The sequence below is a fragment of the Acidocella sp. MX-AZ02 genome, from assembly GCF_000306035.1.
GTDB classification, from domain to species: Bacteria; Pseudomonadota; Alphaproteobacteria; order Acetobacterales; family Acetobacteraceae; genus Acidocella; species Acidocella facilis.
Genome location: NZ_JH976210.1, coordinates 70,462 through 94,316, shown reverse-complemented (window position 1 = coordinate 94,316; position 23,855 = coordinate 70,462). Strand labels below are relative to the sequence as shown.

The window sequence follows — 23,855 nt, the reverse complement described above, 5'->3', positions numbered from 1 at the left end:
CCCCACACCCCCAAAAACTTTTGGAACTTCAACGCCGCAGCGCGGTCACGAACCCGGGCTGCGCCGGCTCCTCGCCGCGCGCATCGAGAATTTCCAAGGCCAGATCTGGAACATCGGTGATGATCCCATCCACGCCTAGATCCAGCATCCGCTCGAAATCGGCTGGCTCATTCACCGTCCATGGTATCACCGTCAGCCCCAGCGCCTTCGCCTCCGCCAACTGTGCTTCATCCAGCATCTCATGAAACGGCGCCCACACCACCGCTCCGGTGCTCGCCACCGCGCGCGGCACGCTATTGCCATGCGCCGCCAGGCTGGTGCCGCCAAACCAAAGATCGGCCGTCGCCACACTGCCCGGCTCGGTCAGGCAGCAGCGACGCAGCTCCGGCGCTTGTTTCTTGGCTTCCTCCAGCACCCGCCAATCGAAGCAATAAAGCACGCTGCGCTCAACCGCCCCCACCGCGCGTAAGCCGGCCAGCGTATGCGCCACCAATTCGGCGGGCGGCAGCATCGCCTCCGGACGATCCGGAAAGCTCTTGATCTCCACAAGCAAATCCAGCGGCTCGCAAACCTCAAGCACGGCATCGAAGCTCGGAATCCGCGTGCCGTCCCGCGCAATCTGCCCCGCAAACCGCGCCGCGTAGGCTGAGCCGTCCCGCAGCCGGCCGACATCGTAGCCTTGCAGCTCGGCGAAACTCAGATCCCGCAGCAAAGGCGCATCGGCGCCGACATAAGCGCCCTGCCTGTCCCGCGCCACATCCTGGTTCAGCCTTGGGTCATGATGCACCACCACCACGCCATCCTTGGTGACGCCGACATCAAACTCCACGCCGGTCAACTCCAGCGCATTCGCCAGCCCGAAGCCGGACAAGGCATTTTCCGGCAGCAGCCCACGCGCCCCGCGATGGCCAAAAATCGCAACCATGGTCTCACTCTCGATCTTGTTTGCGGCGAGACTAACCCAACAAGGCGCGGCTCAAAAGCCACGCTTCAGCGACATCACGGCTCAGCCGGGGGCGTGCGCGCTCCAGCCGGTGGCTTCGTCATAGGCCTGGCCGAGCCGCAGCACGCCCAGCTCATCGCGCGGGCGGCCGATCAGCTGCATGCCCATCGGCAGGCCCTGCGCGTTGAAGCCGACGGGCACGTTCAGCGCCGGCAGGCCGGCCAATGTTACGGGTGTCACCACCTGCATCCAGCGATGATAGCTGTCCATCGCCACGCCATTGATGGCGCGCGGCCAATGGGTTTCCACCGGGAAGGGGAAAAGCTGCGCGCTCGGCAGCGCCAGATAGTCATAGCGCGCGAAAAGGTGCAGCGCCTGCTGCATCCAGAGTGTGCGCGTCTCGATATACCGCGCCACATCCAGCCCGGAGAGGCGCAAGCCCTGCTCGACCTCCCATTGCGCTTCGGATTTCAGCAGATCGCGCCGATAAGGATCGCGGATCACATCGTTGAAGCGATGCGCGATGCTCCAGGCCCGCAACCCCGCCCAGCTCTCCCAGATGCGCTCCGCATCGAAGCCAAGGGACGCCGCTTCCGCCACCAGCCCGCGCGGCTGCAACGCCTGCAAGCCGGCCTCGCACAGCGCCAGAATGCCGGGCTCCATCGGCAGCGCGCCGCCGAGATCACCAAGCCAGCCGATGCGCGCGCCGGTCAGGTCGGCTTGCAAAAGCTCATGATACGTACATGGCTTTTCCGGCCAGGTCACCGGGATTGCGGGGTCTGCCCCGGCCTGCACGGAGAGCAGCAGAGCCAGATCCGGCACATTGCGCGCCATCGGCCCCAATGTCGCCAGAGACAGGCTGAAGGCATCCGGGCTGGGATCGGGGATCAGCCCCGGGCTGGGGCGCAGGCCAAACACATTGTTGAAGGCGGCCGGGTTGCGCAGTGAGCCGCCATGGTCGCTGCCATCGGCCAGGGCCAGCATCCGTGCCGCCAGCGCCACCGCCGCCCCGCCGCTGGAGCCGCCGGCCGTCATCTCGGGCTTGTAGGCATTGCGGGTGGCGCCGAATAAAGGGTTGTAGGTTTGCGAGCCGAAGCCGAATTCCGGCACGTTGGTCTTGCCGATAATCAAAGCCCCGGCCTGGCGCAGCCTTGCCACCATCGGGCTGTCAGCTTCGGGAATGTTTTCCGCATAGAGCGGCGAACCATAGGTGGTGCGAATGCCGACAGTCTCTTCCAGATCCTTCACCGCGAAAGGCAGGCCGTGCAGCGCGCCCGGCTTTTCGCCCGCGGCCAGTTTTTCATCCGCCGCGCGTGCCAGCGCCAGCGCCTCCGCTTCCGGCAACAGGCTGACGACAGCATTGAGGCGGGGATTGACCAGCGCCAGGCGCTGGTAGGTGGCCTTCATCACCTCAACGGCGGATACCCGTTTTTCAGCGATGGCGGCAAGCAATTCACGGGCGGTCAGGCCCAATAGATCCGGCATGGTCGGCGCAAACCTCGTTCAAAGCTCGACAATGCTAGGCTAGGTCTTCGCATTTAATCAACCCGCCGAGCGACCGCTGAAAGGATCCACAGAAAAATGAAAGATCACGCCGTTTCTGACCAAATTTCGACGAGGCGCCACCTGATGTACAGTCGCCGCACCGTCGCCTACATTCCCGCACCTCTGAATTTTTACGGCGGTTCGATGAGTTTTCTGTTCAAGCATGAGAGCGAGCAGCGCGCGATCTGGGAAGCGGCCTTCGCCGCAGCGCTGCCGGCGCTCGAATTTCGCGCCTGGCCGGAATGCGGCGCGCCGGAAGAGATCCGCTATCTGCTCTTCTACAAGCCGATCGAAAATCTTCAGCAATTCCCTAATCTCGAGCTGGTCTTCACCACCAGCGCCGGCGCCGATCAGGCGCTCAAGCTGGACCTGCCCGCGCATGTGAAACTGGTGCGAATGATCGAACCGGCGCTGACCGGCGGCATGGTCGAGTATGTCGTCGGCTCAGTGCTGATGCAGCACAGACAGATGCCGGCCTATCTCAACGCGCAGGCGCAGCGGCGCTGGGCGCCGTTGGATGTGCCCCTGCCAGGCGCCCGGCGCGTCGGCATCATGGGGGCGGGTGTGCTCGGTCAGGCCTGCCTGGAGGCGCTGCGCCCGTTCGGTTTTCCGCTCTCCGTCTGGAGCCGTACGACGAAACACCTGGCCGGCGTGACATCCTACACCGGCCCGGATGAGCTGCCCGCCTTCCTGGCGCAGACGGATATCTTGATCTGCCTGCTACCGCTCACCCCGGCCACCACCGGCATCCTCAACCAGTCTCTGTTCGCGGCCCTGCCGCGCGGCGCCAGCCTGATCCATGTCGGGCGTGGCGGGCATCTGGTGGAGGCCGATCTGCTGGCGGCGCTGGAGGCCGGGCAGCTCAGCCACGCCATTCTGGACGTGCTGCCGCAGGAGCCGCTGCCGCACAGCTCCCCGCTCTGGGCGCATCCGCAGATCTGGATCACCCCGCATATCGCCAGCGACACCCAGGCGCAAAGCGGCGCTGTGGCGGTGATCGAGAACCTCAAGCGCCACTTTGCCGGGCAGGCGATGATCGGCGAGGTGGACCGCCAGACCGGCTATTGAGCTGCGCGCCCGCTCAGCGCATGCTTCATTCCGGGACCGGCGATAAGCCGGCCCGCAAACATGCACCAAGACCAGGGAGGTGCCGGCATGAGCCGCATTTTTGAAACCGACCTCGACCGCGATCCGGCGAATTTCGTGCCGCTCTCGCCGCTCAGCTTCCTGCGCCGGGCGGTGCGGATTTTCCCGGACAAGATCGCCGTCACCCATCACGACCGGGCCTATAGCTACACCCAGTTCGCCGACCGCGCGCGACGCTTCGCCAGCGCCATTATGGCGGCGGGCGTCAAGCCGGGCGAGGCGGTGGCGGTGCTCTCACCGAACGGGCCGGTGGCGCTGGAGGCGCATTATGCCGTGCCGCTGGCGGGCTGCGTGCTCTCGATGATCAACACGCTGCTGGACGCGCCAGCCATCGCCTTCATCCTGGAGCATGCCGAGGCGAAATTGCTGCTGGTGGACCGGGAATGGGCGCCGAAAGCGCAGGCCGCGCTGGCCCTGCTGGCCAACCCGCCGATCCTGGTGGAAATCGCGGACGAAGCCGCCCCGCCCGGCCTCACCCTCGGGGCGCCGGAATATGAGGACTGGATCGCCCCGCATCCCCCGGCCCCCTGGCGTCTGCCAGCGGATGAGTGGGAGGCGATTGCGGTGAATTATACCTCCGGGACCACCGGCAATCCGAAGGGCGTGGTCTATCACCATCGCGGCGCCTATCTGGGGGCGCTCAGCGTCGCCTTCATGGTCAATCTGACGCAGGAGTCCGCCTATCTCTGGACGTTGCCGATGTTCCATTGCTCGGGCTGGACCTACACCTGGGCGGTCACCGCGTTGGGGGGCACGCATGTCTGCCTGCGCAAAATCGATCCAGCGGCGATTTTCGAGAAAATCGAGCGTCATTACGTCACCCATATGTGCGGCGCGCCGATCGTGCTGGGGATGCTGATCAACGCGCCGGAGGGGGTGAAGCGGGTGCTGGCGCGGCAGGTGATCGTCGCCATCGCCGGGGCGGCGCCGCCGAGCGCGATCATCGAAGGCACCGAGCGGCTGGGGTTTTCGGTGCGGCATGTTTACGGGCTGACGGAAGTCTACGGCCCCTCGGCTTTGTGCGAGCCGCAGCCGGACTGGCAGGAACTGGACCTTACCGCCCGCGCCCGGCTCACCGCCCGCCAGGGCGTGCCCGGCATCACCCAGGAGGATTTGAGCGTGCTGGACCCGCAAGGCGCCACGGTGCCGGCGGATGGAAGAACCATCGGCGAGCTGGCCTTCAAGGGCAATGTGGTGATGAAGGGCTATCTGAAAAACCCGAAGGCCACGCGCGAGGCGTTCCGCAATGGCTGGTTCCTCACCGGAGATCTCGGCGTGCTGCATCCTGATGGCTATGTCGAGATCAAGGACCGCGCCAAGGACATCATCATTTCCGGTGGCGAGAATATTTCCTCGCTGGAGGTGGAGGAGGTGCTGTATCGCCACCCAGCGGTGCGCGAGGCGGCGGTGGTGGCGGTGCCGGACGAAAAATGGGGCGAGGTGCCGCTGGCGGTGATCGCGCTGAAGGAGGGGGCGCAGGTGAACGAGGCGGAGCTGACTTCATTCTGCCGCGCGCATCTGGCGGGGTTCAAAATCCCGAAGCTTTATCGCTTCGATGAATTGCCGAAAACCTCAACCGGCAAAATCCAAAAACACATTCTGCGCGCCAAAGCCCTTAAGTCTCTGGCCTGAAGTCGCAAAAGTTTTTGGGGGTTTGGGGACTTTTTTCAAAAAGTCCCCAAAAAACTTTTACCCCGTAATCCCCGCGGCCGCGAGCACGGCCAACGTCATCAGCTCGCTGGCATTCGCACTCATCGAGGCAATCTGCACCGGCTGTTCCATATTGATCAACAACGGCCCGATGATCCGCTCCCCGCCCAGCTCACGCAGGAGCTTGGCCGAGATGTTCGCCGATTGCAGCCCCGGCATCACCAGCACATTGGCCGGGCCGGAGAGGCGGCTGAACGGGTATTTCTTCATCGCGGCCGCGTTCAACGCCACTTCCGGCGTCATCTCGCCCTCATATTCGAACGCCACCTGGCGCTGATCCAGCTCCAGCACCGCCTCGCGGATATGCTCGATCCATTTGCCCTGCGGATTGCCGAAATTCGAGTAGGACATGAAGGCCACGCGTGGCTCATGCCCCATGCGGCGCGCCACCTCGGCGGTCTGGGTGGCAATGTCAGCCAGCTGGCTCGCCGTCGGGCGCTCATTCACCGTGGTGTCGGCCAGGAACACCGTATGGTTGCGCCCCACCATCAGATGGATGCCGAACGGCGTATGGCCGGGCTTCGGTCCGATCACCTTCATCACATCGATCATCGACTGGCGGAAGGGCCTCGTCAGGCCGGTCACCATCATATCCGCCTCGCCCAGCGCCACCAAAAGCGCGCCAAAAATATTGCGGTCACGGTTCACCAGCCGCTCCACGTCGCGGCGCAGGAAACCCTTGCGCTGCAGCTTGGCGTAGAGATGGTCCACCATCTGCGGCACCAGCTTGGAGTGGCGGCTATTATGCAGCTCGAAGCCGTTCGGATCGGCAACCCCGAGCTGGCGCAGCATCTCACGCGTCTCATCCACCCCCACCAGCACCGGGGTGCCATAACCGCCCTCCTTGAAGGCGATGGCGGCGCGCAGCACCACATCCTCTTCCGCCTCGGCGAAGACCACGCGCTTGGGCTTGGCCCGCGCCTTCTCATAGGCCGAAGCCAGCACCGCATCGGTCGGGTTGAGCCGGGCGCGCAGGCTTTCGCGATAGGCCTGCATGTCGGTGATCGGCTTGCGGGCGACACCGCTATCCATCGCCGCCTGCGCCACGGCGGGCGGCAAGGTCTCGATCAAACGCGGGTCGAAGGGGGTGGGGATGATGTAGTCCGGGCCGAAATGATGCGTGACGCCATAAGCGGCGGCGACATCCTCATGCACCTGCTGGCGCGCCAGGTCCGCCAGCGCACGGGCGGCGGCCATCTTCATCTCTTCATTGATCGTGGTCGCCCGCACATCCAGCGCGCCACGGAAAATGAAGGGGAAACCAAGCACGTTATTCACCTGGTTGGCATAATCCGAACGGCCGGTGGCGATAATCGCATCCGGTGCCGCTTCCAGCGCATCCTCCGGTGTGATCTCCGGGTCCGGGTTGGCCATGGCGAAGATGATCGGCTGCTTCGCCATCTTCTTCACCATCTCCTTGGTCAGCGCGCCGGCGACGGAGAGGCCGTAAAACACGTCCGCCCCTTCGATCGCCTCGGCCAAAGTGCGTGCATCCGTCTCCGCCGCATGGGCGGATTTCCACTGATTCATCCCCTCGGTGCGGCCTTTATAGATCACGCCCTTGGAATCGCAGAGAATGACATTATTCGGCTTCACCCCCAGCGCCTTGGCCAGCTCGGTGCAGGAGATGGACGCCGCGCCGGCGCCATTCACGACGATCTTGATGTCCTTAATATCGCGCCCGGTCAGGTGGCAGGCATTGATCAGCCCGGCGGCGGAGATGATCGCGGTGCCATGCTGGTCGTCATGAAACACCGGGATGTTCATCTTCTCGCGCAACGTCTGCTCGATGACGAAGCATTCCGGCGCTTTGATGTCTTCCAGATTGATGCCGCCGAAGCTCGGCTCCATCAGCGCCACGGCGTCGATGATCCGGTCCACATCCTCGGAGGCCAGCTCAATGTCGATGGAGTCGATATCGGCGAAGCGCTTGAACAGCACCGCCTTGCCTTCCATCACCGGCTTGGAGGCGAGCGCGCCGAGATTGCCGAGGCCGAGAATGGCGGTGCCGTTGGAAATCACCGCCACCAGATTGCCCTTGGCGGTGTAGTCATAAGCCTTGTCGGGCTCGGCGGCGATGGCCTTCACCGGCACGGCCACACCCGGCGAATAGGCCAGCGCCAGGTCGCGCTGGGTCGCCATCGGCTTGGAGGCGATGATCTCGATCTTGCCGGGGCGGCCGATCTCGTGGAAATCCAGGGCTTCGCGCTCGGAAATATGCGGCCGGTTTGCCATGTCAGGCTCTCCTCTTATCGTTGGGGGCGGTGGCCCGGTCGAGTTTGATACCGGGGGCTCGCATCCGGCGCAACTGCGCCACCGCCCGGCGCTCAGCGGCGCCGCGCCTTGGCCTGGTAGAGGGCGGTATCGGCGGGCGCCAAAGCAGCATCGCAGCTGCGCGCCCCGGGGTCGATTCCGGCGATGCCGATGCTCACCTGATAGGGCAGCACGATCTGCGCCAGGCTTGCTGGGCTGGTGCTCACCGCTTGCTTCAGCCGCGCCGCCAGCATCACCGCCGCGGGCTCGTCCATCTCAGGCAGCAACACCGCGAATTCATCGCCGCCGAGGCGGCCGATGACATCGTCGGCACGCAGGTTCTTGCGCAACAGATCGGCGAAATGCCGGATCACCGCATCCCCTGCGGCATGGCCGGCGCTATCATTGATCGCCTTGAAGCGGTCGATATCGATCATCATCACACTGGCCTGCGCCAGCCGGCCCTGGCGCAGCTCGGCCAGCAGGGCGCTCATGCGGCTGCGGAAATGCCGGCGGTTGGGCAACTGGGTCAGATCATCCAGATCCGCCAGCACTTGCAGCTCCATCTCCACCTGCTTGCGGGCGGTGATGTCCGTCGTGGTGCCCACCATGCGCAGGGCGCGCCCGGCCGCGTCCCGGCTGATCACCCGGCCCCGGCTCAGCACCCATTTGAAGCTGCCATCCTTGCAGCGCAGCCGATGCTCGACCTCATAGAAAGCGGTGCGCGCCTCGAAATGCGCCTGCATCGTCGCCTGGACATAGGCCAGATCCTCAGGATGCACCCGCAAATAGGCGGTTTCGATCTGGTTGCTCAGTTCCCCGGGCGTATAGCCGAGGATGGCGTGCCAGCTGGCGGAGTACCAGATGTCACCGGTGACGATATTACGGTCCCACACACCGGTGCCGCTGCCCTCAATGGCGATTTCCCAGACATCCGGCGAGGGCGGCGTCATTGCCTGTCGATCACCTTCGCCCTCGGGCAAAGGCTGTGCGTCTGGGGTCTTGAACGCATGCGACAAGGCCGGCTCCTGCTCCTACTCACCCTTCACGCCCACCAGCTGCCACCGACGGTCCTGGCGCAGCGCGAGAGTTGGAGCCTAGCGCATTGGTTTTCAATCAGGAAGCGTGGAAATGCCGGCAGGGAGCGGCAAGCCGTCATTGGCCTCGGCATGGATGCGGATGGTCACGTCCACCGCCGCGCCATGGGTGGTCAGCAGATCCTGCAGCAGCGTCAGCAGCGTCTCGCGCGAAACATGCAGGTCCACGATCTGGCGGGGTGTGCATTCATAGATCAGATGCGAATGCGGGTGGGGGATCGTATCATATACCGGCTCCGTCGCCGCGCAGGGCACGCGGCCGATCAGTCTATGGCGGGCGAGACGCTGCAGATGGTGTTCCAGCTCCCGCTTCGGTGTGGCATCGCCCTCGCGCGCCAACGTGGCGGCGGTGATATGCGTCTCCTCCCTATTGCGCAGCGTCATCAAAAGCCGCGTCAGCGTGTCATCATCTGGCAAGCGGGCGCGACGCAGGGCGGCGCGGCAGTCGGATTTTGTCGTGGTTTTCATGCAAGGCCCCTTCGCAGACTCAGCGCCGGCCTCCAGCGCGCCTTGAACGGTCGGTCATGCCCGGCAACATGCCGGCCCAGACCCGACGTGAAGAAGGGCGACATGGGCCTGCAACAACGCGCGCGCGTTGACACAAGCCCATGAAGCCGCTCACCGACTAGAGCGTGTTCAGGCTGACCGTAAACGGTCAGCGCGCTCTAGCTCTGTGTTTTGGCGAGAAACTTTATAACCCTGACTGAGTCCAGTCAGGGTTATGTTGCTCTAGAACATCAAGCTTTTAGCTTGATGTTCTAGATTTTGTTTTAGCGAGCAATTTCATGTGTTTATCTTGACGCTACCGCGCCAACCTAAACACATATTGCTCTAGGCGACGTCGAAGCGGTCGGCGTTCATCACCTTGGTCCAGGCGGCGGCGAAGTCGCGCACGAAGGCTTCGGCGTTGTCGTCCTGGGCGTAGAGCTCGGCATAAGCGCGCAGGATGGCGTTGGAGCCGAAGACCAGATCGACCCGGGTGGCGGTGAACTTCACCGCGTTGCTGACGCGGTCACGCAGCTCGTAAACCCCGGCCCCGGCGGGGACCCAGATATTGCCCATGTCGGTCAGGTTGACGAAGAAGTCGGTCGTCAACGCGCCTTCGCGGGCGGTGAACACGCCATGCTTGGCGCCGCCATGATTGGCGCCGATGACGCGCAGGCCGCCCAGCAAGGTAGTCATCTCCGGCGCGGTCAGGTTCATCAGCTGAGCGCGGTCGAGCAGCAGCTCTTCCGGCTTGGCCGCATAGTCGCGCTTCAGCCAGTTGCGGAAGCCGTCATGCACCGGCTCCAGCGACGCGAAGCTGTCGGCATCGGTCTGCGCCTCGGTGGCATCGCCGCGGCCCGGGGTGAAGGGCAGCTCGATGGCAACGCCGGCCGCCTTCGCCGCGCGCTCCACACCGACATTGCCGGCCAGCACGATGACATCGGCGAGGCTGACATTCGCCGCCTGGGCGATCGGCGCCAGCACGCCCAGCGTCCTGGCCAGGCGGGCCGGTTCATTGCCCTCCCAATCCTTCTGCGGGGCGAGGCGGATGCGCGCCCCGTTGGCGCCGCCGCGCAGATCCGAACCACGGAAAGTGCGGGCACTATCCCAGGCGACCACCACCAGATCGCTGGTGGACAGGCCGCTGGCCGCGATCGTCGCCTTCAGCCCGGCGACATCGTAATCCTTGCGGCCGGCCGGCACCGGGTCCTGCCAGATCAGCTCCTCGGCCGGCACGTCCGGGCCGAAATAACGGGCCTTCGGTCCCATGTCGCGATGGGTGAGCTTGAACCAGGCGCGGGCGAAGGTGTCCTGGAAATAGGCCGGGTCCTTCATGAACTTTTCGCAGATGCCGCGATAGATCGGGTCCACCTTCATCGCCATGTCGGCATCGGTCATGATCGGGTTACGGCGGATATTCGGGTCCGAGGCGTCGCGCGGCTTGTTCTCTTCCTTGATGTTCACCGGCTCCCATTGCTGGGCACCCGCCGGGCTGCGGCGCAGTTCCCATTCATGGCCGAACAGCATCTCGAAATAGCCCATGTCGAACTTCGTCGGGTCGCTGGTCCAGGCGCCCTCGATGCCGCTGCTCATCGCCTGGCTGGCCTTGCCGTGCTGGTCCGGATTGCTCCAGCCCATGCCTTGGGCGGTGATGTCGGCAGCTTCCGGTGCCGGGCCCAGCCGCGCCGCATCGCCATTGCCATGGCATTTGCCGACAGTATGGCCACCGGCGGTCAGCGCCGCCGTTTCCTCGTCATTCATCGCCATGCGCGCGAAGGTCTCGCGGATATGCAAGGCGGTGCGGGCCGGGTCCGGCTGGCCGTTCACACCTTCGGGGTTCACATAGATGAGGCCCATCTGCACCGCAGCCAGCGGGTTTTCCATGGTTTTCGGCGTGCCGACATCGGCATAGCGCGCATCGCTCGGGGCCAGCCATTCGGTCTCCGGGCCCCAGTAAACATCCATCTGCGGATGCCAGATATCCTCGCGGCCGAAAGAGAAGCCGAAGGTCTTCAAGCCCATCGATTCATAAGCGATGGTGCCGGCCAGAATGATCAGGTCGGCCCAGGAAACCTTGTTGCCGTATTTCTTCTTCAGCGGCCAAAGCAGCCGGCGCGCCTTGTCGAGGCTGACATTGTCGGGCCAGGAATTCAGCGGCGCGAAGCGCATATTGCCATGCCCGCCACCGCCGCGCCCATCGGCGATGCGGTAGGAGCCGGCGGAATGCCAGGCGAGACGGATCATCAGCCCGCCATAATGGCCCCAATCGGCCGGCCACCAGCTCTGGCTGTCGGTCAGCAGCGCATGCATGTCGCGCTTCAGCGCCTCGACATCGAGCTTTTTCAGCTCTTCGCGGTAATTAAAACCGCGCCCCAGCGGGTCGGTCTTGGTGTCGTGCTGGCTGAGAATGTCCAGATTGAGCGCCCCCGGCCACCAGCCGGTCACGGAATTGGAACTGGTCGCGGTGTTGCCGCCATGCATGACGGGGCACTTGCCCGCCCCTGCCGGTTGATTGCCGTCCATGGGTATCCTCCTATGTCAATCGAATTTGCCCGCTCGCGCGGAAAGCCTCATCAAAACCGCTGGCCAGCTTTGGTTATGCTGGTGGAGCAGCCACATGCACCGTATTTGGCAAGGAAAGTCTTACCAGCCTAAATCAATCAGATAAACTTTTATTTTCTGATTAAACTGATAAGATAATCTGATGAACAATATCACTCTGCGGCAGATACGCTATGTCGATGCGCTGGCCCGCCACGGCCATTACCGCCGCGCCGCCGAGGCCTGCGCCATCTCGCAGCCGGCTTTGTCGATGCAGGTGAAGGAGCTGGAGGAGGGGCTGGGCATCGCCTTGTTCGAGCGCGGGCTGCGCCAACTCCGGCTCACCGCCTATGGCGAGCAATTCGTGCAGCGGGCGCGGGCGATCCTGGAGGCGGTGGATGAGCTGGCGGCCCTGGCCCGCGCCGCCAAGGGCACGTTGCGCGGCACCTTGCGGCTGGGGCTGATCCCCACCCTCGCCCCGTATCTGCTGCCGGCGCTGATCGGCGATCTGCGCCAGAGCCACCCGGAGCTCGACATTCAGCTGCGCGAGACGGTGACCACCCGGATCCTGGAGGAGCTGGAGGCCGGGCGGCTGGATGTCGCCATTGTTGCGCTGCCAGTCTCCGCCCCGGCGCTGGTCGAGCTGCCCTTATTCAGCGAGGATTTCGTGCTGGTCCGCCCTGAGGAGCAGCGTGCGGCGCCGGTGCCGGACCAGGAGGGGCTGGCCAAGATGCGCCTGCTGCTGCTGGAAGAGGGGCATTGCCTGCGCGACCAGGCTCTGGCCTTCTGCACCCGCGCGCCACGGCCCGGCCAGGAGACGCTGGATGGCAGCTCGCTCTCCACGCTGGTGCAGATGGTGGCGGCTGGTCTCGGGGTGACACTGATTCCGGAGATCGCGGTACCGGTGGAAACACGCTCGGCGCCGGTCGCCGTGCAGCATTTCCCCGCCCCGGCGCCGCAGCGGCAGATCGGTATGGTCTGGCGCCGCTCCAACCCGCTCGGCCCCAGCTTCGAGGCAATGGCGCCAACCATCCGCGCCGCCGCCCAGCGCTGCCGCGTCCACGTCCACGCCCAGGATCAAGGCAAGGGCCGAGGGCAGGAGCAGCCTGATCCGGCTCAGCCGGCCATCTGATACACACCCTTGGCCAGGGTCGCGGCGGCGCCGGCCAGGGCCAGAAAGATCGCCCCCCTGCGCGCCCCGTCCAGCGACACCAGACGCCCCAGCCAATGCCCGCCGGCAAAGCCCAGCGCCAGCGCTGCCACCACCACCAGCCCCACCGCCTGGCCGAGATGCGGCAGCCCCTTGGGCAGGAAGGACGCCAGGTTGAGCACCGCCAGATAAACCTGCATCGAGGCGTAAAAGCTCGCCTGCTCCCAGGAGATATTCATCGCATAGAGCGTGATCGCCGCACCGCCGACGCCGGAGGTGGCGTTCATGAAGCCGCTGATCGCCCCGGCCGCCAGCGCCCCGGTGCGGCCGTGGAACAGCCTCACATGGCGCATCGTCATCACCAGAATCAGCGCCCCCAGCACCAGCGCGCCGCTGATGGTCAGCATCCAGGCGGAAGGGATCAGCCGCCCCAGCGGCGCACCGGCCAGGGCGGCAAGGATGGCCGCGGGGACCAGCAGCGCCAACCGCCTTGGCTCCGCCCGGCGCCAGGTGACGAGGAACATCCCGAAGGTGAGCAGGAAGGTGAGGATATTCGCCAGCAGCACGCCCTCAAACGGCCCCAGCACCAGCGTCAGCAGCGGCGCCGCCACCATGGCGAAGCCAAGCCCGGTGAGACGCTGGATGACCGCGCCGGCGAACACCGCCACCCCGATCAGGCCAAGCTGCAGCATTGTCATGGTGCCAGCGCCGCGGTGAAGGCTGCGGTGAGCGCCGCAGCTGCCGGCATCTCCGGCGTGCCCAGCAGCACCAGGGCCGATTCCTCGCCGGCGAAGGCCTCCAGGCTCCAGCGCCGGCCAACCAGCTGCAGCAGCATCACCCGCCCATCGGTCAGACGCAGCACCCCCTTGCCACGCCAGATGCTGGCCGGCAGCGCCTTGAGGCAGGCGCACAGCCGCATTTCGTCAAACCGGCCCGGGCTCTGCCAGCTCCAGCTACTGACGCCATGCTCGGGCGCATCGGCGATCAGGGCGCTGGCGTTCTCCTTGCGCCCTGGCACCAGCAGCGCCTGCGGCAACGCGCCATGGGCGATCTCCAGAACGCTGACACCAGGGCGGATCGCCTGCAGCGTGGCCTGCGCCGCCGCCAGGGTTCGCGCATCGGCGAGGTCGCATTTATTCAGCGCCACCAGATCGGCGCGGGCGATCTGCCGGGCCAGCGTGTCGCTGAGCCAGCGATCCTTGTGCTGCGCCGTCACATTCAACGCATCCGCCAGCACGATCACCGCCTCCAGCCGCACCTGCCGGTTCAGCTTCACCAGCTGGGCGATGCGCCACGGGTCCGACACGCCGCTCGCCTCGACGACGATGCGCTCCGGCGCCAAAGCCAGAATTTCGGACAAGCTGGCGCTGAAATCCGGGCCGATCGAGCAGCAGACGCAGCCATTGGCCAGCGGCACCAGATTATCCGCCCCTTGCAGCAGCGCCGCATCGATGTTCAGCGCGCCGAAATCATTCACCAGCACGGCGACGCGCTGGGTGGCGTGGCGGAGCATATGGTTGAGGGCGGTAGTCTTCCCCGCCCCCAGAAACCCGCCCAGGATCGTCACCGGAATGCTCATGCCGGGAAGAACACGCCCCCGCGCATCGTGCCCAGCACCTTGGTATCCTTCAGCGCCGCAGGCGGCGCTGCCAGCGGGTCGCTCCCCAGCACCGCGAAATCCGCCAGCTTGCCGACCTCGACGCTGCCGACCAGATGGTCGAGCTTCAGCGTGTAGGCGGCACCGATGGTGATCGCATAGAGCGCCTGCTCGACGCTGATCCGCTCATCCGCCCCCAGCACCCGGCCGGAGGAGGTTTCGCGCATCACCGCGCACCAGGCGGTGAAAAGCGGGTCCAGCGGGGTGATCGGCGCGTCGGAATGAATGGCCAGCGGGATGTTGTTGCGCAGCACCGTGCCGCAGGCATCCATGCGCTGCGCCCGCGCCAGCCCCATCGTCTCGGCGATATGCGCCTCGCCCCAGTAATAGATATGGTTGGCGAACATGTTGCAGCAGAGCCCCAGCTTGGCGATGCGCCGGTACAGCGCCTGGTCCGGCATCTGGCAATGCTGCAGCGTGTGGCGATGGTCGGGCCTTGGATGCGCGATGATGGCGCGCTCCAGCATCTCCACCGTCAGCTCGCTCGCCTCGTCGCCATTGGTGTGCATGTGCAGCAGCGCGCCGGCGCGGTGATAGGCCTCGATGATGCCGCCCAGCTCGCTCGGCGCGATATACCAGAGCCCGTTCGGCGCGCCGTTATGATAGCCCGGCCAGCGCAGCCGCGCGGTGAAGCCCTGGATCGAGCCATCGACATGCAATTTCACCGCGCCGATGAACAGCCGCTCGGTGCTCTGCGCGCGCAGCCGCTCCAGCCGGGCGATGCCCTCTTCGATGCTGTAAAACCGCGCCGCCATCGCCGGGGCGATGCGCAGCGGAAAATCCTCGTCGGCGGTGACGGTCTTGTAAACCTCCAAGGTGTCATCAGCGAGATCGCTGACCAGATCGGTCGCCGTGGTCACCCCCACGCGCCGCGCCAGCTGGCCGAAGCGCTTCAGCCCCGCCACATCCAGCTTGCGCGAAAGGCCGCCGGCGGCGATGCGGTCGCGGATCAGCCCCATCAGCTCGAAGCCGAGCAGCTCGCCGGTCGGCTCACCCGCCGCGTCGCGCACCAGCCCGTCCAGATCCGTCTCGCGATCCACGCCGATGATGCGCAGCGCGACCGAATTGACATTCATGATATGGCCGGAGGCATGGGTGATGATCACCGGCAGCGTCGCGGAGACCTGATCCAGGTCCCCGACATTCATCCGCCGGCCTTCCATGTAGATCGGATCGAACCCCCAGGCGGAGAGGCTTTTCGCCCCCGCCGGCAGCGGATGGGCGCGCAGGGCCGCCACCACCGCCTCGATGGTCTTCAGCCCCGGCGAAATCTCGCCATCCGGGCCGCGCCGGTCGAAATAGCCGACATAGGGGTCGCTCCAGACCGCGCCTTCGAACAGATGGCAATGGCCTTCGACGAACCCCGGCATCAGCACCGCCTCGGCGAAGCGTTCATCGCGACGGGACTCGCCGAAGCCCTGCATCTCCGCCTCACCGCCGACGGCGAGGATCCTGCCATCCCGCACCGCGACATGGGTGGCAACCGGCTGGCCGGGATTCATGGTGAGAATCCGTCTGGCGCGGAAGATCGTGGTGGTGGCGTGCATCATTCCATCCTCTCTGGTCACGGCGCGTCGGGCTTCTCGTCGCGGCGCTGATACAGCTCATAGAGCATGCGTTGGCCGAGCCGGCGGAAGGGGGCGAACATATGGCCCTTCAGCGCCCCGGTATAGATCGGCAGCGGATGCGCGCGCGGCTTGCCCGCCGCCAGCTCCGCCAGCCGCCAGCCGGCCTGGGCGGAATAGCTGACCCCGTTGCCACCATAGCCGAGCCCGTAGAAAAGCGGCTCGCCCGGATGGGGCTGCACGATGCGCGGCATCATGTCGTGGCTGACATCCACCCAGCCCCACCAGGAATAATCGATCTGGATGCCGGCCAGCGCCGGGAATTTGCGCGCCAGCCCCTCGGTGAGCACCTGCAGATGTTTCGGGTTGGCGGCATCGCGCCCGGTGATGGCGCTGCGGCTGCCGATCTGCAGCCGGTTCTCGGGCAGCAACCGGTAATAATAGCGCAGCACCCTTGTATCTGTAATCACCTGGCGGGTGCGAAAGCCGGTGGCCTCGAGCTCGTCGGGTGTCAGCGGCCGGGTGACCATCGAGTTGGAGAGGATCGGCATGATCTTGCTGCGCAGGGTCTTGTGCAGACCCTGGCCGGTATAGCCGCCAGTGGCGATGACGACGGCGCGGGCGCGCACCGTGCCGCCGGGCGTGCGCACCCGAAACACGTTTCCCTGACGCTCGATATTCAAAACCGGGCTGGCCGGATGCACCTTCGCCCCGGCGGCGCGGGCGGCGCGCAGATAGCCGAAGGCGAGCTTGGCGGGATTAACCCCGGTGCCCAGCGGCTCATGCAGCGCCCCCACCGCCTCGGCCTCTCGCACCCATTCGGAGTCGAGCGTGGCGCGGTCAAGGATTTTGGTCTTGTAGCCGAAGACGCGGTTGCTGAGCTCGCACTCCGCGCGCAGCCGCTCCAGCGTGCGCTGGCGATGCGCGATATAGAGATGCCCGCCTGCTTGCGCGTCGCAATCGATCTCCTGGGTCAGCGCGGTGAAGCGCTCGAAGCCCTCGCGGATTTCCGCATGCAGCTGCAGCGCCGTCTCCTCCCCCCACCGCGCGATCCACTGGCCGCGCGTCAGCCGGCCGGAGGCATTCTGCCCCTGCCCGCCATTGCGGGTGCTGCAGCCCCAGGCGACGCGGTTGGCTTCCAGCACACTCGCCTTGATGCCATGCTCGCGGGCCAGAAACAGCGCGCAGGTGAGCCCGGTGAAGCCGGACCCGACGATGACCACATCGGCATCCAGATCCTGGGTGACCGGCCCGTCATCACCCGGCGGCTCACCGGCGGCGGCCAGCCAGAAGGTCGGCGCATAGCTGCGGCCAATGCCCGGATGCGCATCGCGCAGCGGGTCGTAGAGCGGATCATAGGCGTTGCGCGCCGGGGTGGAGAGGCTCTCCCGCATGGCGGACCTCAAACGCTCTGAAGCGGACGATCCTTGCGGAAGGCGCTCTTGGAGACAATCAGATCGCCCTCAAACCCGAACAGATCGACCCCTTCCACCTCGATACGCCCGCCGGCCGGCGCGGTGGCGGTGAACAGCCATTCGGTGACGGCGCGGTCAGCGAACACGGCATGGCGGCGCACCTGCCATTGCACATCCGGCATGCTGGTCCAGGTGCCGACGAAGGCGGCGCGCACGGCCTCCAGCCCGGTGATGCGCTTGCCCACCGCCTCCGGCCCGGCCGCCGCATCGAACACGATGCCAGGGGCGAAGCAGGCCATCACCGCCTCGGCATCATGCGCGTTGAACGCCGCGAACAGGGTTTCCAACAAAGCGAGCCGGGTTTTTTCCATGATATCAGATGATCCGTTGTAAAGGAGGGAGACGCCGCAGCGTTGGCACCAGATTACGCCGGGGACGGCGGCAAGAAAGGTCCAGTTACGGCAAATCATACAGCCAGTTGCATCTTTTCAAGCCGGGCCCGGCACGCCTATGCTAGCCGCTTGTTGGAAAATCATTTGTGCCCAGGGGCGAAATCATGAACCACCCGTTGCAGATGACGCCGCCCGCGCGCAAACAAGCGGCGGAACGCGCATGGAACCAGCTGTTCCAGCTGGACCCAGAGGGCGGCATCTCCTTGCAGGTGCAGATCCGCCGCGCCTTCGTCGCCGCGATCCTGGACCAGCGCCTGGCCGCCGGCAGCAAGCTGCCCTCCAGCCGGATGCTGGCGCAACAGCTTGGCGTGGCGCGCAACACGGTGAATGCCGCCTACCGGCAACTGGCGGATGACGGGCTGATTCTGGCGCAGCCGCGCAGCGGCTATCAGGTCGCCGCATTGCCGGAAGAGGCGACGCGCAGCAGCGCACCGCTGGCTGCACCGGCCAGCGCCAACGGCCCGCATTGGGCGGCGCGCATCGGCTCGCGCTATTCCACCATGCGCAATATCAGCAAGCCGGCGGACTGGCATCGCTACCCCTACCAGTTCATTTATGGCCAGCCGGATCCTGCCCTTTTCCCGATCGCGGAGTGGCGCGCCTGCTCCCGCGCCGCCCTGGCGGTGCTGGCGATCCGCGACTGGGCGGCGGATATGATCGATGGCGACGATGTTGCGCTGATCGAGCAGCTGCAGCGCCGGGTGCTGCCACGGCGCGGGATTTTCGCCTCGGCCGAGCAGATCATGATCACGGTGGGCACCCAGCACGCCTTGTTCATGTTGGCGGAGCTGCTGGCCTCGGCGCATAGCGTGGTGGGGGTGGAGGAGCCGGGCTATCCGGATGCGCGCAACATCTTCGCGCTGCGCGGGGCGGCGCTGCGGCCGCTGCCGGTGCGCGAGGACGGCATCGAGATCGCGGCGTTGCGCGGCTGCGATCTCGCCTATCTGACACCCAGCCATCAATGCCCGAGCTCGACGACGATGAGCCTGGCCGCCCGCCAGGCGGTGCTGGCGCATGCGCAGCGCCACGACCAGCTGATCATCGAGGATGATTATGATTCGGAGATGAGCTTCGCCGAAACCGCGCTGCCGGCGATGAAGAGTTTCGATGCCGAGGGCCGGGTGATCTATCTCGGCAGCCTCTCGAAAACCCTGGCGCCGGGCTTGCGGCTAGGCTTCATGGTGGCGGCCCCTGAGCTGATCGCCGAGGCCCGGGTGCTGCGGCGGCTGATGCTGCGCCACCCGCCGGCGAACAACCAGCGCGCGACGGCCTTGTTCATCTCGCTCGGGCATTATGATTCGCTGCTGGGACGGGTGAAGAAAAGCCTGGCGGAGCGCGCGAAAATCCTGAATGCCGCGCTGCGCACGCACGCCCCGTCACTCAGCTTCACGCCGCTGCGCGGCGGCTCCTCCGCCTGGGTGCAGGGGCCGGCGGGGATGGATTCCGGCCTGCTGGCAAAACTTGCGGAAAAGCAGGGCATATTGATCGAGCCGGGGGAGCTGTTCTTCCATCAGCCACCCGTCCCTTGCCCTTATTTCCGCCTGGGCTTCGCCTCCACCCCGACAGATAAAATCGCCGAAGGCATTAAACGCCTGGCGCCGCTGGTGAACCAGGCCCGGCTTTGAAGGGGTGGGGGCTTTTCCAAGCCCCCACCCTCAAACTCAGCCTTTCTGCAATGCTCCCGAGAGCCTCGCGTAAATCACCGGCACAGGCGACTCCACCCGGCGGCTGATCAGGCTGCCAACGGCGACGATGACGATATTCACGATCAGGCAGACAAAGCCGATATTCCAGCCGTCCAGGCTCACCTTGCCCACCACCATGGCGATGGCCATGACATCGGCGACCAGAATCCCGGCGATGATCGCATAGGGGTTGATGCGGCGCAGGAACAAAATCGCGATGACGCCCGGGAAGAACTGGGTGATCCCGAAATAGGCGGTGTTCACCAGGGTCAGCATCAAGGAGGGCGTCACCAGGGTGAAGAAGATCGACAACGCCAGATAGATGACGATGGCGATCTGCGCCCCGCTGCGCTGGCGGATCTCGGGCAGATGGCCGAGCAGATTGCGCGAGATCAGCGGCCCCATCGCCAGGCTGATGCCGGCCAGAACGACGAGGCCGGAGAGTGCCGCCCCCGCCGCCACCATGCCCAGCAGCCAATGCGGCAGCAGCGCCACGGCCGCGGCCATGAAGGCCTGGTTCGGCGAGGCCAGATGCAGATTCTGCCCCAGGCTGAAATAGGCCGCCACCACCAGGAACGGATACATCAGCATGTAAAGCGGCATGAAGATCTGCGCCTTGCGGATGGTCTGCTCGCTGCGCGCGGTAAACAGGTTAGGGATGGCGAAGGGGAAGAGATAGAAGCCCAGCGACTGGAAGAAGATGGTGCTCATCGAGAAGCGCTCTTCCGTCGGGTTCATCTGGCTGTGCACGTGCTGGCTGGCGGCCTGAAAAATATGGCTGAGCCCGCCCGCCGAGGCGGCGGCGACACCGGTGACCACCAGCGCCAGCACCAGCAATATATCCTTGATGATGGAGACCATCGCTGGGGCACGGATGCCGGAGGCGGCGATGTAGGCGAAGGCGAGCACCGCCGCGATCAGCGACAGCGCCAGCGGGTTCAGATTCCAGCCCAGCCCGTGCAGGGCCACGATCAAGCCGGTAAATTGCAGCTGTCCCCACGGGATCATGAAGATGATCGCGGTGATGGTGACGGTCAGCTCCAGGGCACGGCTGTTGAAATGCCCCTTGAACAGATCCGGCAGGGTGAGCGCGTTATAGAGCTGCCCGGCGCGCCAGATCAGCGGATTGAGGAAATAGCCGAGCGGATAGCCGAGCAGAATATAACCCAGGAACCAGATGCCGTAGGTCGGCCCCTTGGCGTAAATGCCGCCGGGAAAGCCGATCATGGTGCCGATGGAGTAGATCTCACCCACCGCCAGGAAGAACAGCAGCGGCCCGCCAAACTGCCGGGAGGCAACCAGATATTCCTTGAGGTCGGAGGTGTTGTGCCCGCGCATGGCCGAGAAGGCCACGACCAGGGAGAACAGAATGATCGCGATGAAAACGAAACTGGCCATGTCTGGTCTCCTTATGCCGCGTCAGCGCGGTGACGGTCGAAACAGAACCAGCAGATCGCCAGGCACGCCGAGGTCAGGAAGAACCAGGCGAACACCCATAGATACAGGAAGGGGATATTCCACAGCGTCCAGGTGACGCTGTTGGCAAAGGGCAGCAGCCCGATCACGCCGAAATAGGGCACCACCAGCCCAATGAACACTCTCAACATCAACTATATGCCCCAAAACAAGCAGTTCATGGGCCACGTGACACACGGCGTTATTGGGGGCGGTCGCGCATTGAAAGATGCAAGACCGCCCCGATCGGTTATCCGATGCTGCTTACCCTAACCGAACCGGCGCTGGTCCACCAGCACCAGATCGCAATGGCGATAGGGCCAGTTCCCTGGCCCTCCCCGCGCCTCAGCCCTTGCGGATCTCGAAGCGCTTCAGCGGCCCGGCCAGCACCGCGAAGCAGAGCACCGCGACGAAAGCATGCGCGGCGATGAAGCCCAGCGCACCGTTGAAGGACCCGGTATCCTTGACGATGTAGCCGATGACGATCGGGGTGACGATGCCCGAGGCATTGCCGATCATGTTGAACACGCCGCCGGTAAGTCCGGTGATCTCACGCGGCGCGATATCCGCCATCACCGCCCAGCCCAACGCGCCAACGCCCTTGCCGAAGAAGGCGATGGCCATCACCGCGATCACCACGGCGTTGATGTTGGTGTAGTTCGCCGCCAGGATCGACATTGAGAGCAGCATGCCGCCAATGATCGGGATTTTGCGCGACAGGCTCAGCGACAGCCCCATACGCTGCAGCGCATCCGAGAGCACCCCGCCCAGCACGCCGCCGGCAAAGCCGCAAATGGCCGGAATGGCGGCGACGATGCCGACTTTCAGGATCGACATATGACGCGCCTGCACCAGATAAACCGGGAACCAGGAAATGAAGAAGTAGGTGAGCGCGTTGATGCAATATTGCGCCACGAACACGCTGACCATCATCCGCGAGGCGAACATCTGCTTCACCGCCTCGGCGCGAAAGCCAGGTGCCAGCGCGGCGCCGGGCTTCACCGTGTCGATCCGCACCAGCCCGCCGCCCTGCTCGATATACTCCAACTCGGCCTTGTTGATGGACGGGTGCGCGTCCGGGTTGTGGATCACCTTCAGCCAGAGCAAGGAGGCGAGGATGCCCGCTCCACCCATCACGAAAAACACTGACTGCCAGTTGATCGTATGGATCAGCCAACCCATCAGCGGCGCGAACATCACCGTGGCGAAATATTGCGCGGAATTGAAGATAGCCGCTGCGGTTCCGCGCTCATTGGCCGGGAACCAGGCGGCGACGATGCGGCTATTGCCAGGAAAGCTCGGCGCCTCCGCCAGGCCAACGAGGCAGCGCAGCAGCACCAGCGTGATGATGATCTCCGTCGTGCTGCTGAAAATGGTGACGAAGCCCTGCAGCGCCGTCACCACCGACCAGGAGAAGATACTCCAGAAATAGACCCGGCGCGAGCCGAACCGGTCCAGCAGCCAGCCGCCGGGGATCTGCGCGACGACATAGGCCCAGGAGAAGGCGGAGAAGATATAGCCCAGCCCGATAGGATCGATCCCCAGCTGCTTGGACATCGGCGCGCCGACCATCGACATGCTGGCGCGGTCGCCATAATTGATCGCCGTCACCAGGAACAGCATGGCGACGATCCCATATCTCACTTTGCTACGGCGCAGCGCCGCCGTGACCACCGACGAACTCATTGGGCTTGTTTCTCCTTCAATTCTTGGTCGTTCTTGTCATTGGGAGCGGCCAAGCTGGGTCATCTCCAAGGGATTTTTTTGACGTATAAACACTAATATATTAGAACGTCAATGCAGTTCCCACCTGCCGGCCTGATCGACCAACCTCTCCCTGGCAGAGCTATAATAACGATCAAGCTTGCTATATGACTGCGCATATCCGCCCTACCGCCTTACGGGACCGCCATGATGCCGACCGACACCGCCCGCGCCTTCGTCTTCGACCGCACCCGCCAGGCGGCGCCGCAAATCGCCGATTTTCTACGCGAGCAGATCCTCTCGCTGGAAATCGCGCCAGGCACCATCATGTCGCGCGCCGAACTGCAGGTGCAGTTCGGCGTCAGCCAGACGCCGGTGCGCGACGCGTTGCTGAAGCTGGAAGAGGAAGGGCTGGTCACTGTCTATCCGCAATATGCCACACTGGTCTCGAAGGTGAATCTGGCGCAGGCGAAGCAGGCGCATTTCATGCGCCGCGCGCTCGAAGCGGATATCGCCGGGCTGCTCGCCAGCCGCCCGACGCCTGCGATGGTAAATGATCTGCGCAAGGCCAATGCGCGGGTGAAGGTCGAGGCGCAGGCGCAGGACCTCACCGCCTTCCTCGTCGCCGACCGGGATTTTCACCGCCTGCTCTATCTCTATGCCGATATGATGCAGATCTTCGCGGTCATGCGCGCCCATAGCGGCCATCTCGACCGGCTGCGCCGGCTGAACATCAAGAATGTCGGCACCGAGAGGATCATTCGCCAGCATGAGGAAATGATCGACGCGATCGAGGCCGGCAAACCGGGGGAGGCCAATGCCAAGCTGCGTGAGCATTTGGCGAATACACTCGCGACATTGGAGCAGGTGGCGGCGGATTATCCGGAGTTTGTCGAGTAAGAACAGGGGAACTTTTTGGAAAAAGTTCCCTTAGAGCCTCAAGCTTTTAGCTTGAGGCTCTAAGTTTTGTTTTAACGAGCAATTTCATGTGTTTATCTTGACGCTGGCGCGTCAACCTAAACACATATTGCTCTAGCAGTTTGCTGAAAAA

General features: G+C 64.7%; 19 protein-coding genes. 5 read left to right on the top strand and 14 right to left on the bottom strand.

Translation table 11 applies throughout. The features are described from left to right. Nucleotides 1–28: 28 nt before the first annotated feature. Both MXAZACID_RS15150 and MXAZACID_RS15145 read right to left on the bottom strand, forming a co-directional pair. Nucleotides 29–925, bottom strand: coding sequence for a glycerophosphodiester phosphodiesterase family protein (locus tag MXAZACID_RS15150; protein ID WP_008495363.1), 897 nt, complete (start codon nt 923–925; stop codon nt 29–31). A gap of 81 nt (nt 926–1,006) precedes the next feature. Continuing rightward, nucleotides 1,007–2,428 (bottom strand): amidase, encoded by a 1,422-nt coding sequence (locus tag MXAZACID_RS15145; protein ID WP_008495362.1) that lies wholly within the window; start codon nt 2,426–2,428, stop codon nt 1,007–1,009. Nucleotides 2,429–2,572: 144 nt separating this feature from the next. Between MXAZACID_RS15145 and MXAZACID_RS15140 the strand changes: the two genes are divergently transcribed. Continuing rightward, nucleotides 2,573–3,556: a glyoxylate/hydroxypyruvate reductase A gene (locus MXAZACID_RS15140; protein WP_008495360.1), complete on the top strand. Its 984-nt coding sequence runs from the start codon at nt 2,573–2,575 to the stop codon at nt 3,554–3,556. 87 nt (nt 3,557–3,643) lie between these two features. After that, entirely contained in the window at nt 3,644–5,266 is a 1,623-nt protein-coding gene (locus MXAZACID_RS15135) for an AMP-binding protein (RefSeq protein WP_008495359.1), read from the top strand. 57 nt (nt 5,267–5,323) lie between these two features. Here the strand turns inward: MXAZACID_RS15135 and MXAZACID_RS15130 are convergent, their stop codons facing one another. From MXAZACID_RS15130 to katG, 4 genes are all read right to left on the bottom strand, one after another. Continuing rightward, nucleotides 5,324–7,579, bottom strand: coding sequence for an NADP-dependent malic enzyme (locus MXAZACID_RS15130; protein WP_008495357.1), 2,256 nt, complete (start codon nt 7,577–7,579; stop codon nt 5,324–5,326). 92 nt (nt 7,580–7,671) lie between these two features. After that, a complete protein-coding gene (locus tag MXAZACID_RS15125) occupies nt 7,672–8,550 on the bottom strand; it encodes a sensor domain-containing diguanylate cyclase (protein ID WP_008495356.1) in 879 nt (292 codons plus the stop codon). Nucleotides 8,551–8,709: 159 nt separating this feature from the next. Then, nucleotides 8,710–9,162 carry a hypothetical protein gene (locus MXAZACID_RS15120; RefSeq protein ID WP_008495355.1) on the bottom strand — a complete coding sequence of 151 codons (453 nt, stop codon included), beginning with the start codon at nt 9,160–9,162 and terminating at the stop codon, nt 8,710–8,712. Nucleotides 9,163–9,525: 363 nt separating this feature from the next. Beyond that, complete coding sequence (gene katG / locus MXAZACID_RS15115) at nt 9,526–11,703, bottom strand: catalase/peroxidase HPI (RefSeq protein ID WP_008495354.1); 2,178 nt, start codon at nt 11,701–11,703, stop codon at nt 9,526–9,528. A gap of 181 nt (nt 11,704–11,884) precedes the next feature. Between katG and MXAZACID_RS15110 the strand changes: the two genes are divergently transcribed. Next, nucleotides 11,885–12,853: a hydrogen peroxide-inducible genes activator gene (locus MXAZACID_RS15110; protein ID WP_008495353.1), complete on the top strand. Its 969-nt coding sequence runs from the start codon at nt 11,885–11,887 to the stop codon at nt 12,851–12,853. Here MXAZACID_RS15110 and MXAZACID_RS15105 read toward each other — a convergent pair. The 5 genes from MXAZACID_RS15105 to MXAZACID_RS15085 are packed head-to-tail and all read right to left on the bottom strand — an operon-like array spanning nt 12,838 to nt 17,879. After that, nucleotides 12,838–13,569 carry a TSUP family transporter gene (locus MXAZACID_RS15105; protein WP_008495352.1) on the bottom strand — a complete coding sequence of 244 codons (732 nt, stop codon included), beginning with the start codon at nt 13,567–13,569 and terminating at the stop codon, nt 12,838–12,840. The two genes, MXAZACID_RS15110 and MXAZACID_RS15105, sit on opposite strands and share 16 nt — an antisense overlap. Then, nucleotides 13,566–14,450, bottom strand: coding sequence for a GTP-binding protein (locus MXAZACID_RS15100; protein WP_008495351.1), 885 nt, complete (start codon nt 14,448–14,450; stop codon nt 13,566–13,568). The genes MXAZACID_RS15105 and MXAZACID_RS15100 overlap by 4 nt, the downstream gene beginning before the upstream one ends. Beyond that, nucleotides 14,447–16,078, bottom strand: coding sequence for an amidohydrolase (locus MXAZACID_RS15095; protein WP_008495349.1), 1,632 nt, complete (start codon nt 16,076–16,078; stop codon nt 14,447–14,449). Before MXAZACID_RS15095 ends, MXAZACID_RS15100 begins: the two co-directional genes overlap by 4 nt. A gap of 14 nt (nt 16,079–16,092) precedes the next feature. Beyond that, nucleotides 16,093–17,487 carry an FAD-binding oxidoreductase gene (locus MXAZACID_RS15090; RefSeq protein WP_008495348.1) on the bottom strand — a complete coding sequence of 465 codons (1,395 nt, stop codon included), beginning with the start codon at nt 17,485–17,487 and terminating at the stop codon, nt 16,093–16,095. Between the two features lie 8 nt (nt 17,488–17,495). Next, nucleotides 17,496–17,879, bottom strand: coding sequence for a nuclear transport factor 2 family protein (locus MXAZACID_RS15085; protein WP_008495347.1), 384 nt, complete (start codon nt 17,877–17,879; stop codon nt 17,496–17,498). A gap of 185 nt (nt 17,880–18,064) precedes the next feature. Between MXAZACID_RS15085 and MXAZACID_RS15080 the strand changes: the two genes are divergently transcribed. Further along, nucleotides 18,065–19,585, top strand: coding sequence for a PLP-dependent aminotransferase family protein (locus tag MXAZACID_RS15080; RefSeq protein ID WP_008495346.1), 1,521 nt, complete (start codon nt 18,065–18,067; stop codon nt 19,583–19,585). 36 nt (nt 19,586–19,621) lie between these two features. On the opposite strand, the gene MXAZACID_RS15075 is transcribed toward MXAZACID_RS15080, so the two are convergent. The 3 genes from MXAZACID_RS15075 to MXAZACID_RS15065 all read right to left on the bottom strand — a co-directional run bounded on the left by MXAZACID_RS15075 (nt 19,622) and on the right by MXAZACID_RS15065 (nt 22,786). After that, complete coding sequence (locus tag MXAZACID_RS15075; RefSeq protein WP_008495345.1) at nt 19,622–21,043, bottom strand: sodium:solute symporter; 1,422 nt, start codon at nt 21,041–21,043, stop codon at nt 19,622–19,624. An 11-nt stretch (nt 21,044–21,054) separates the two neighbouring features. Then, nucleotides 21,055–21,252, bottom strand: a complete 198-nt coding sequence (locus MXAZACID_RS15070) for a DUF3311 domain-containing protein (RefSeq protein ID WP_008495344.1) — start codon at nt 21,250–21,252, stop codon at nt 21,055–21,057. A gap of 193 nt (nt 21,253–21,445) precedes the next feature. After that, on the bottom strand, nt 21,446–22,786 hold the full coding sequence (locus MXAZACID_RS15065) for an MFS transporter (protein ID WP_008495343.1): 1,341 nt from the start codon (nt 22,784–22,786) through the stop codon (nt 21,446–21,448). A 225-nt stretch (nt 22,787–23,011) separates the two neighbouring features. On the opposite strand from MXAZACID_RS15065, the gene MXAZACID_RS15060 reads away from it, so the two are divergent. Further along, nucleotides 23,012–23,704 (top strand): GntR family transcriptional regulator, encoded by a 693-nt coding sequence (locus MXAZACID_RS15060; RefSeq protein ID WP_008495342.1) that lies wholly within the window; start codon nt 23,012–23,014, stop codon nt 23,702–23,704. Nucleotides 23,705–23,855 lie beyond the last annotated feature (151 nt).

Excerpts from the sequence above, each read along its gene's own strand:
- MXAZACID_RS15150 (WP_008495363.1), bottom strand. The coding sequence starts at position 925 with ATGGTTGCGATTTTTGGCCATCGCGGGGCGCGTGGGCTGCTGCCGGAA.
- MXAZACID_RS15145 (WP_008495362.1), bottom strand. The coding sequence starts at position 2,428 with ATGCCGGATCTATTGGGCCTGACCGCCCGTGAATTGCTTGCCGCCATC.
- MXAZACID_RS15140 (WP_008495360.1), top strand. The coding sequence starts at position 2,573 with ATGTACAGTCGCCGCACCGTCGCCTACATTCCCGCACCTCTGAATTTT.
- MXAZACID_RS15135 (WP_008495359.1), top strand. The coding sequence starts at position 3,644 with ATGAGCCGCATTTTTGAAACCGACCTCGACCGCGATCCGGCGAATTTC.
- MXAZACID_RS15130 (WP_008495357.1), bottom strand. The coding sequence starts at position 7,579 with ATGGCAAACCGGCCGCATATTTCCGAGCGCGAAGCCCTGGATTTCCAC.
- MXAZACID_RS15125 (WP_008495356.1), bottom strand. The coding sequence starts at position 8,550 with ATGACGCCGCCCTCGCCGGATGTCTGGGAAATCGCCATTGAGGGCAGC.
- MXAZACID_RS15120 (WP_008495355.1), bottom strand. The coding sequence starts at position 9,162 with ATGAAAACCACGACAAAATCCGACTGCCGCGCCGCCCTGCGTCGCGCC.
- katG (WP_008495354.1), bottom strand. The coding sequence starts at position 11,703 with ATGGACGGCAATCAACCGGCAGGGGCGGGCAAGTGCCCCGTCATGCAT.
- MXAZACID_RS15110 (WP_008495353.1), top strand. The coding sequence starts at position 11,885 with ATGAACAATATCACTCTGCGGCAGATACGCTATGTCGATGCGCTGGCC.
- MXAZACID_RS15105 (WP_008495352.1), bottom strand. The coding sequence starts at position 13,569 with ATGACAATGCTGCAGCTTGGCCTGATCGGGGTGGCGGTGTTCGCCGGC.
- MXAZACID_RS15100 (WP_008495351.1), bottom strand. The coding sequence starts at position 14,450 with ATGAGCATTCCGGTGACGATCCTGGGCGGGTTTCTGGGGGCGGGGAAG.
- MXAZACID_RS15095 (WP_008495349.1), bottom strand. The coding sequence starts at position 16,078 with ATGATGCACGCCACCACCACGATCTTCCGCGCCAGACGGATTCTCACC.
- MXAZACID_RS15090 (WP_008495348.1), bottom strand. The coding sequence starts at position 17,487 with ATGCGGGAGAGCCTCTCCACCCCGGCGCGCAACGCCTATGATCCGCTC.
- MXAZACID_RS15085 (WP_008495347.1), bottom strand. The coding sequence starts at position 17,879 with ATGGAAAAAACCCGGCTCGCTTTGTTGGAAACCCTGTTCGCGGCGTTC.
- MXAZACID_RS15080 (WP_008495346.1), top strand. The coding sequence starts at position 18,065 with ATGAACCACCCGTTGCAGATGACGCCGCCCGCGCGCAAACAAGCGGCG.
- MXAZACID_RS15075 (WP_008495345.1), bottom strand. The coding sequence starts at position 21,043 with ATGGCCAGTTTCGTTTTCATCGCGATCATTCTGTTCTCCCTGGTCGTG.
- MXAZACID_RS15070 (WP_008495344.1), bottom strand. The coding sequence starts at position 21,252 with ATGTTGAGAGTGTTCATTGGGCTGGTGGTGCCCTATTTCGGCGTGATC.
- MXAZACID_RS15065 (WP_008495343.1), bottom strand. The coding sequence starts at position 22,786 with ATGAGTTCGTCGGTGGTCACGGCGGCGCTGCGCCGTAGCAAAGTGAGA.
- MXAZACID_RS15060 (WP_008495342.1), top strand. The coding sequence starts at position 23,012 with ATGATGCCGACCGACACCGCCCGCGCCTTCGTCTTCGACCGCACCCGC.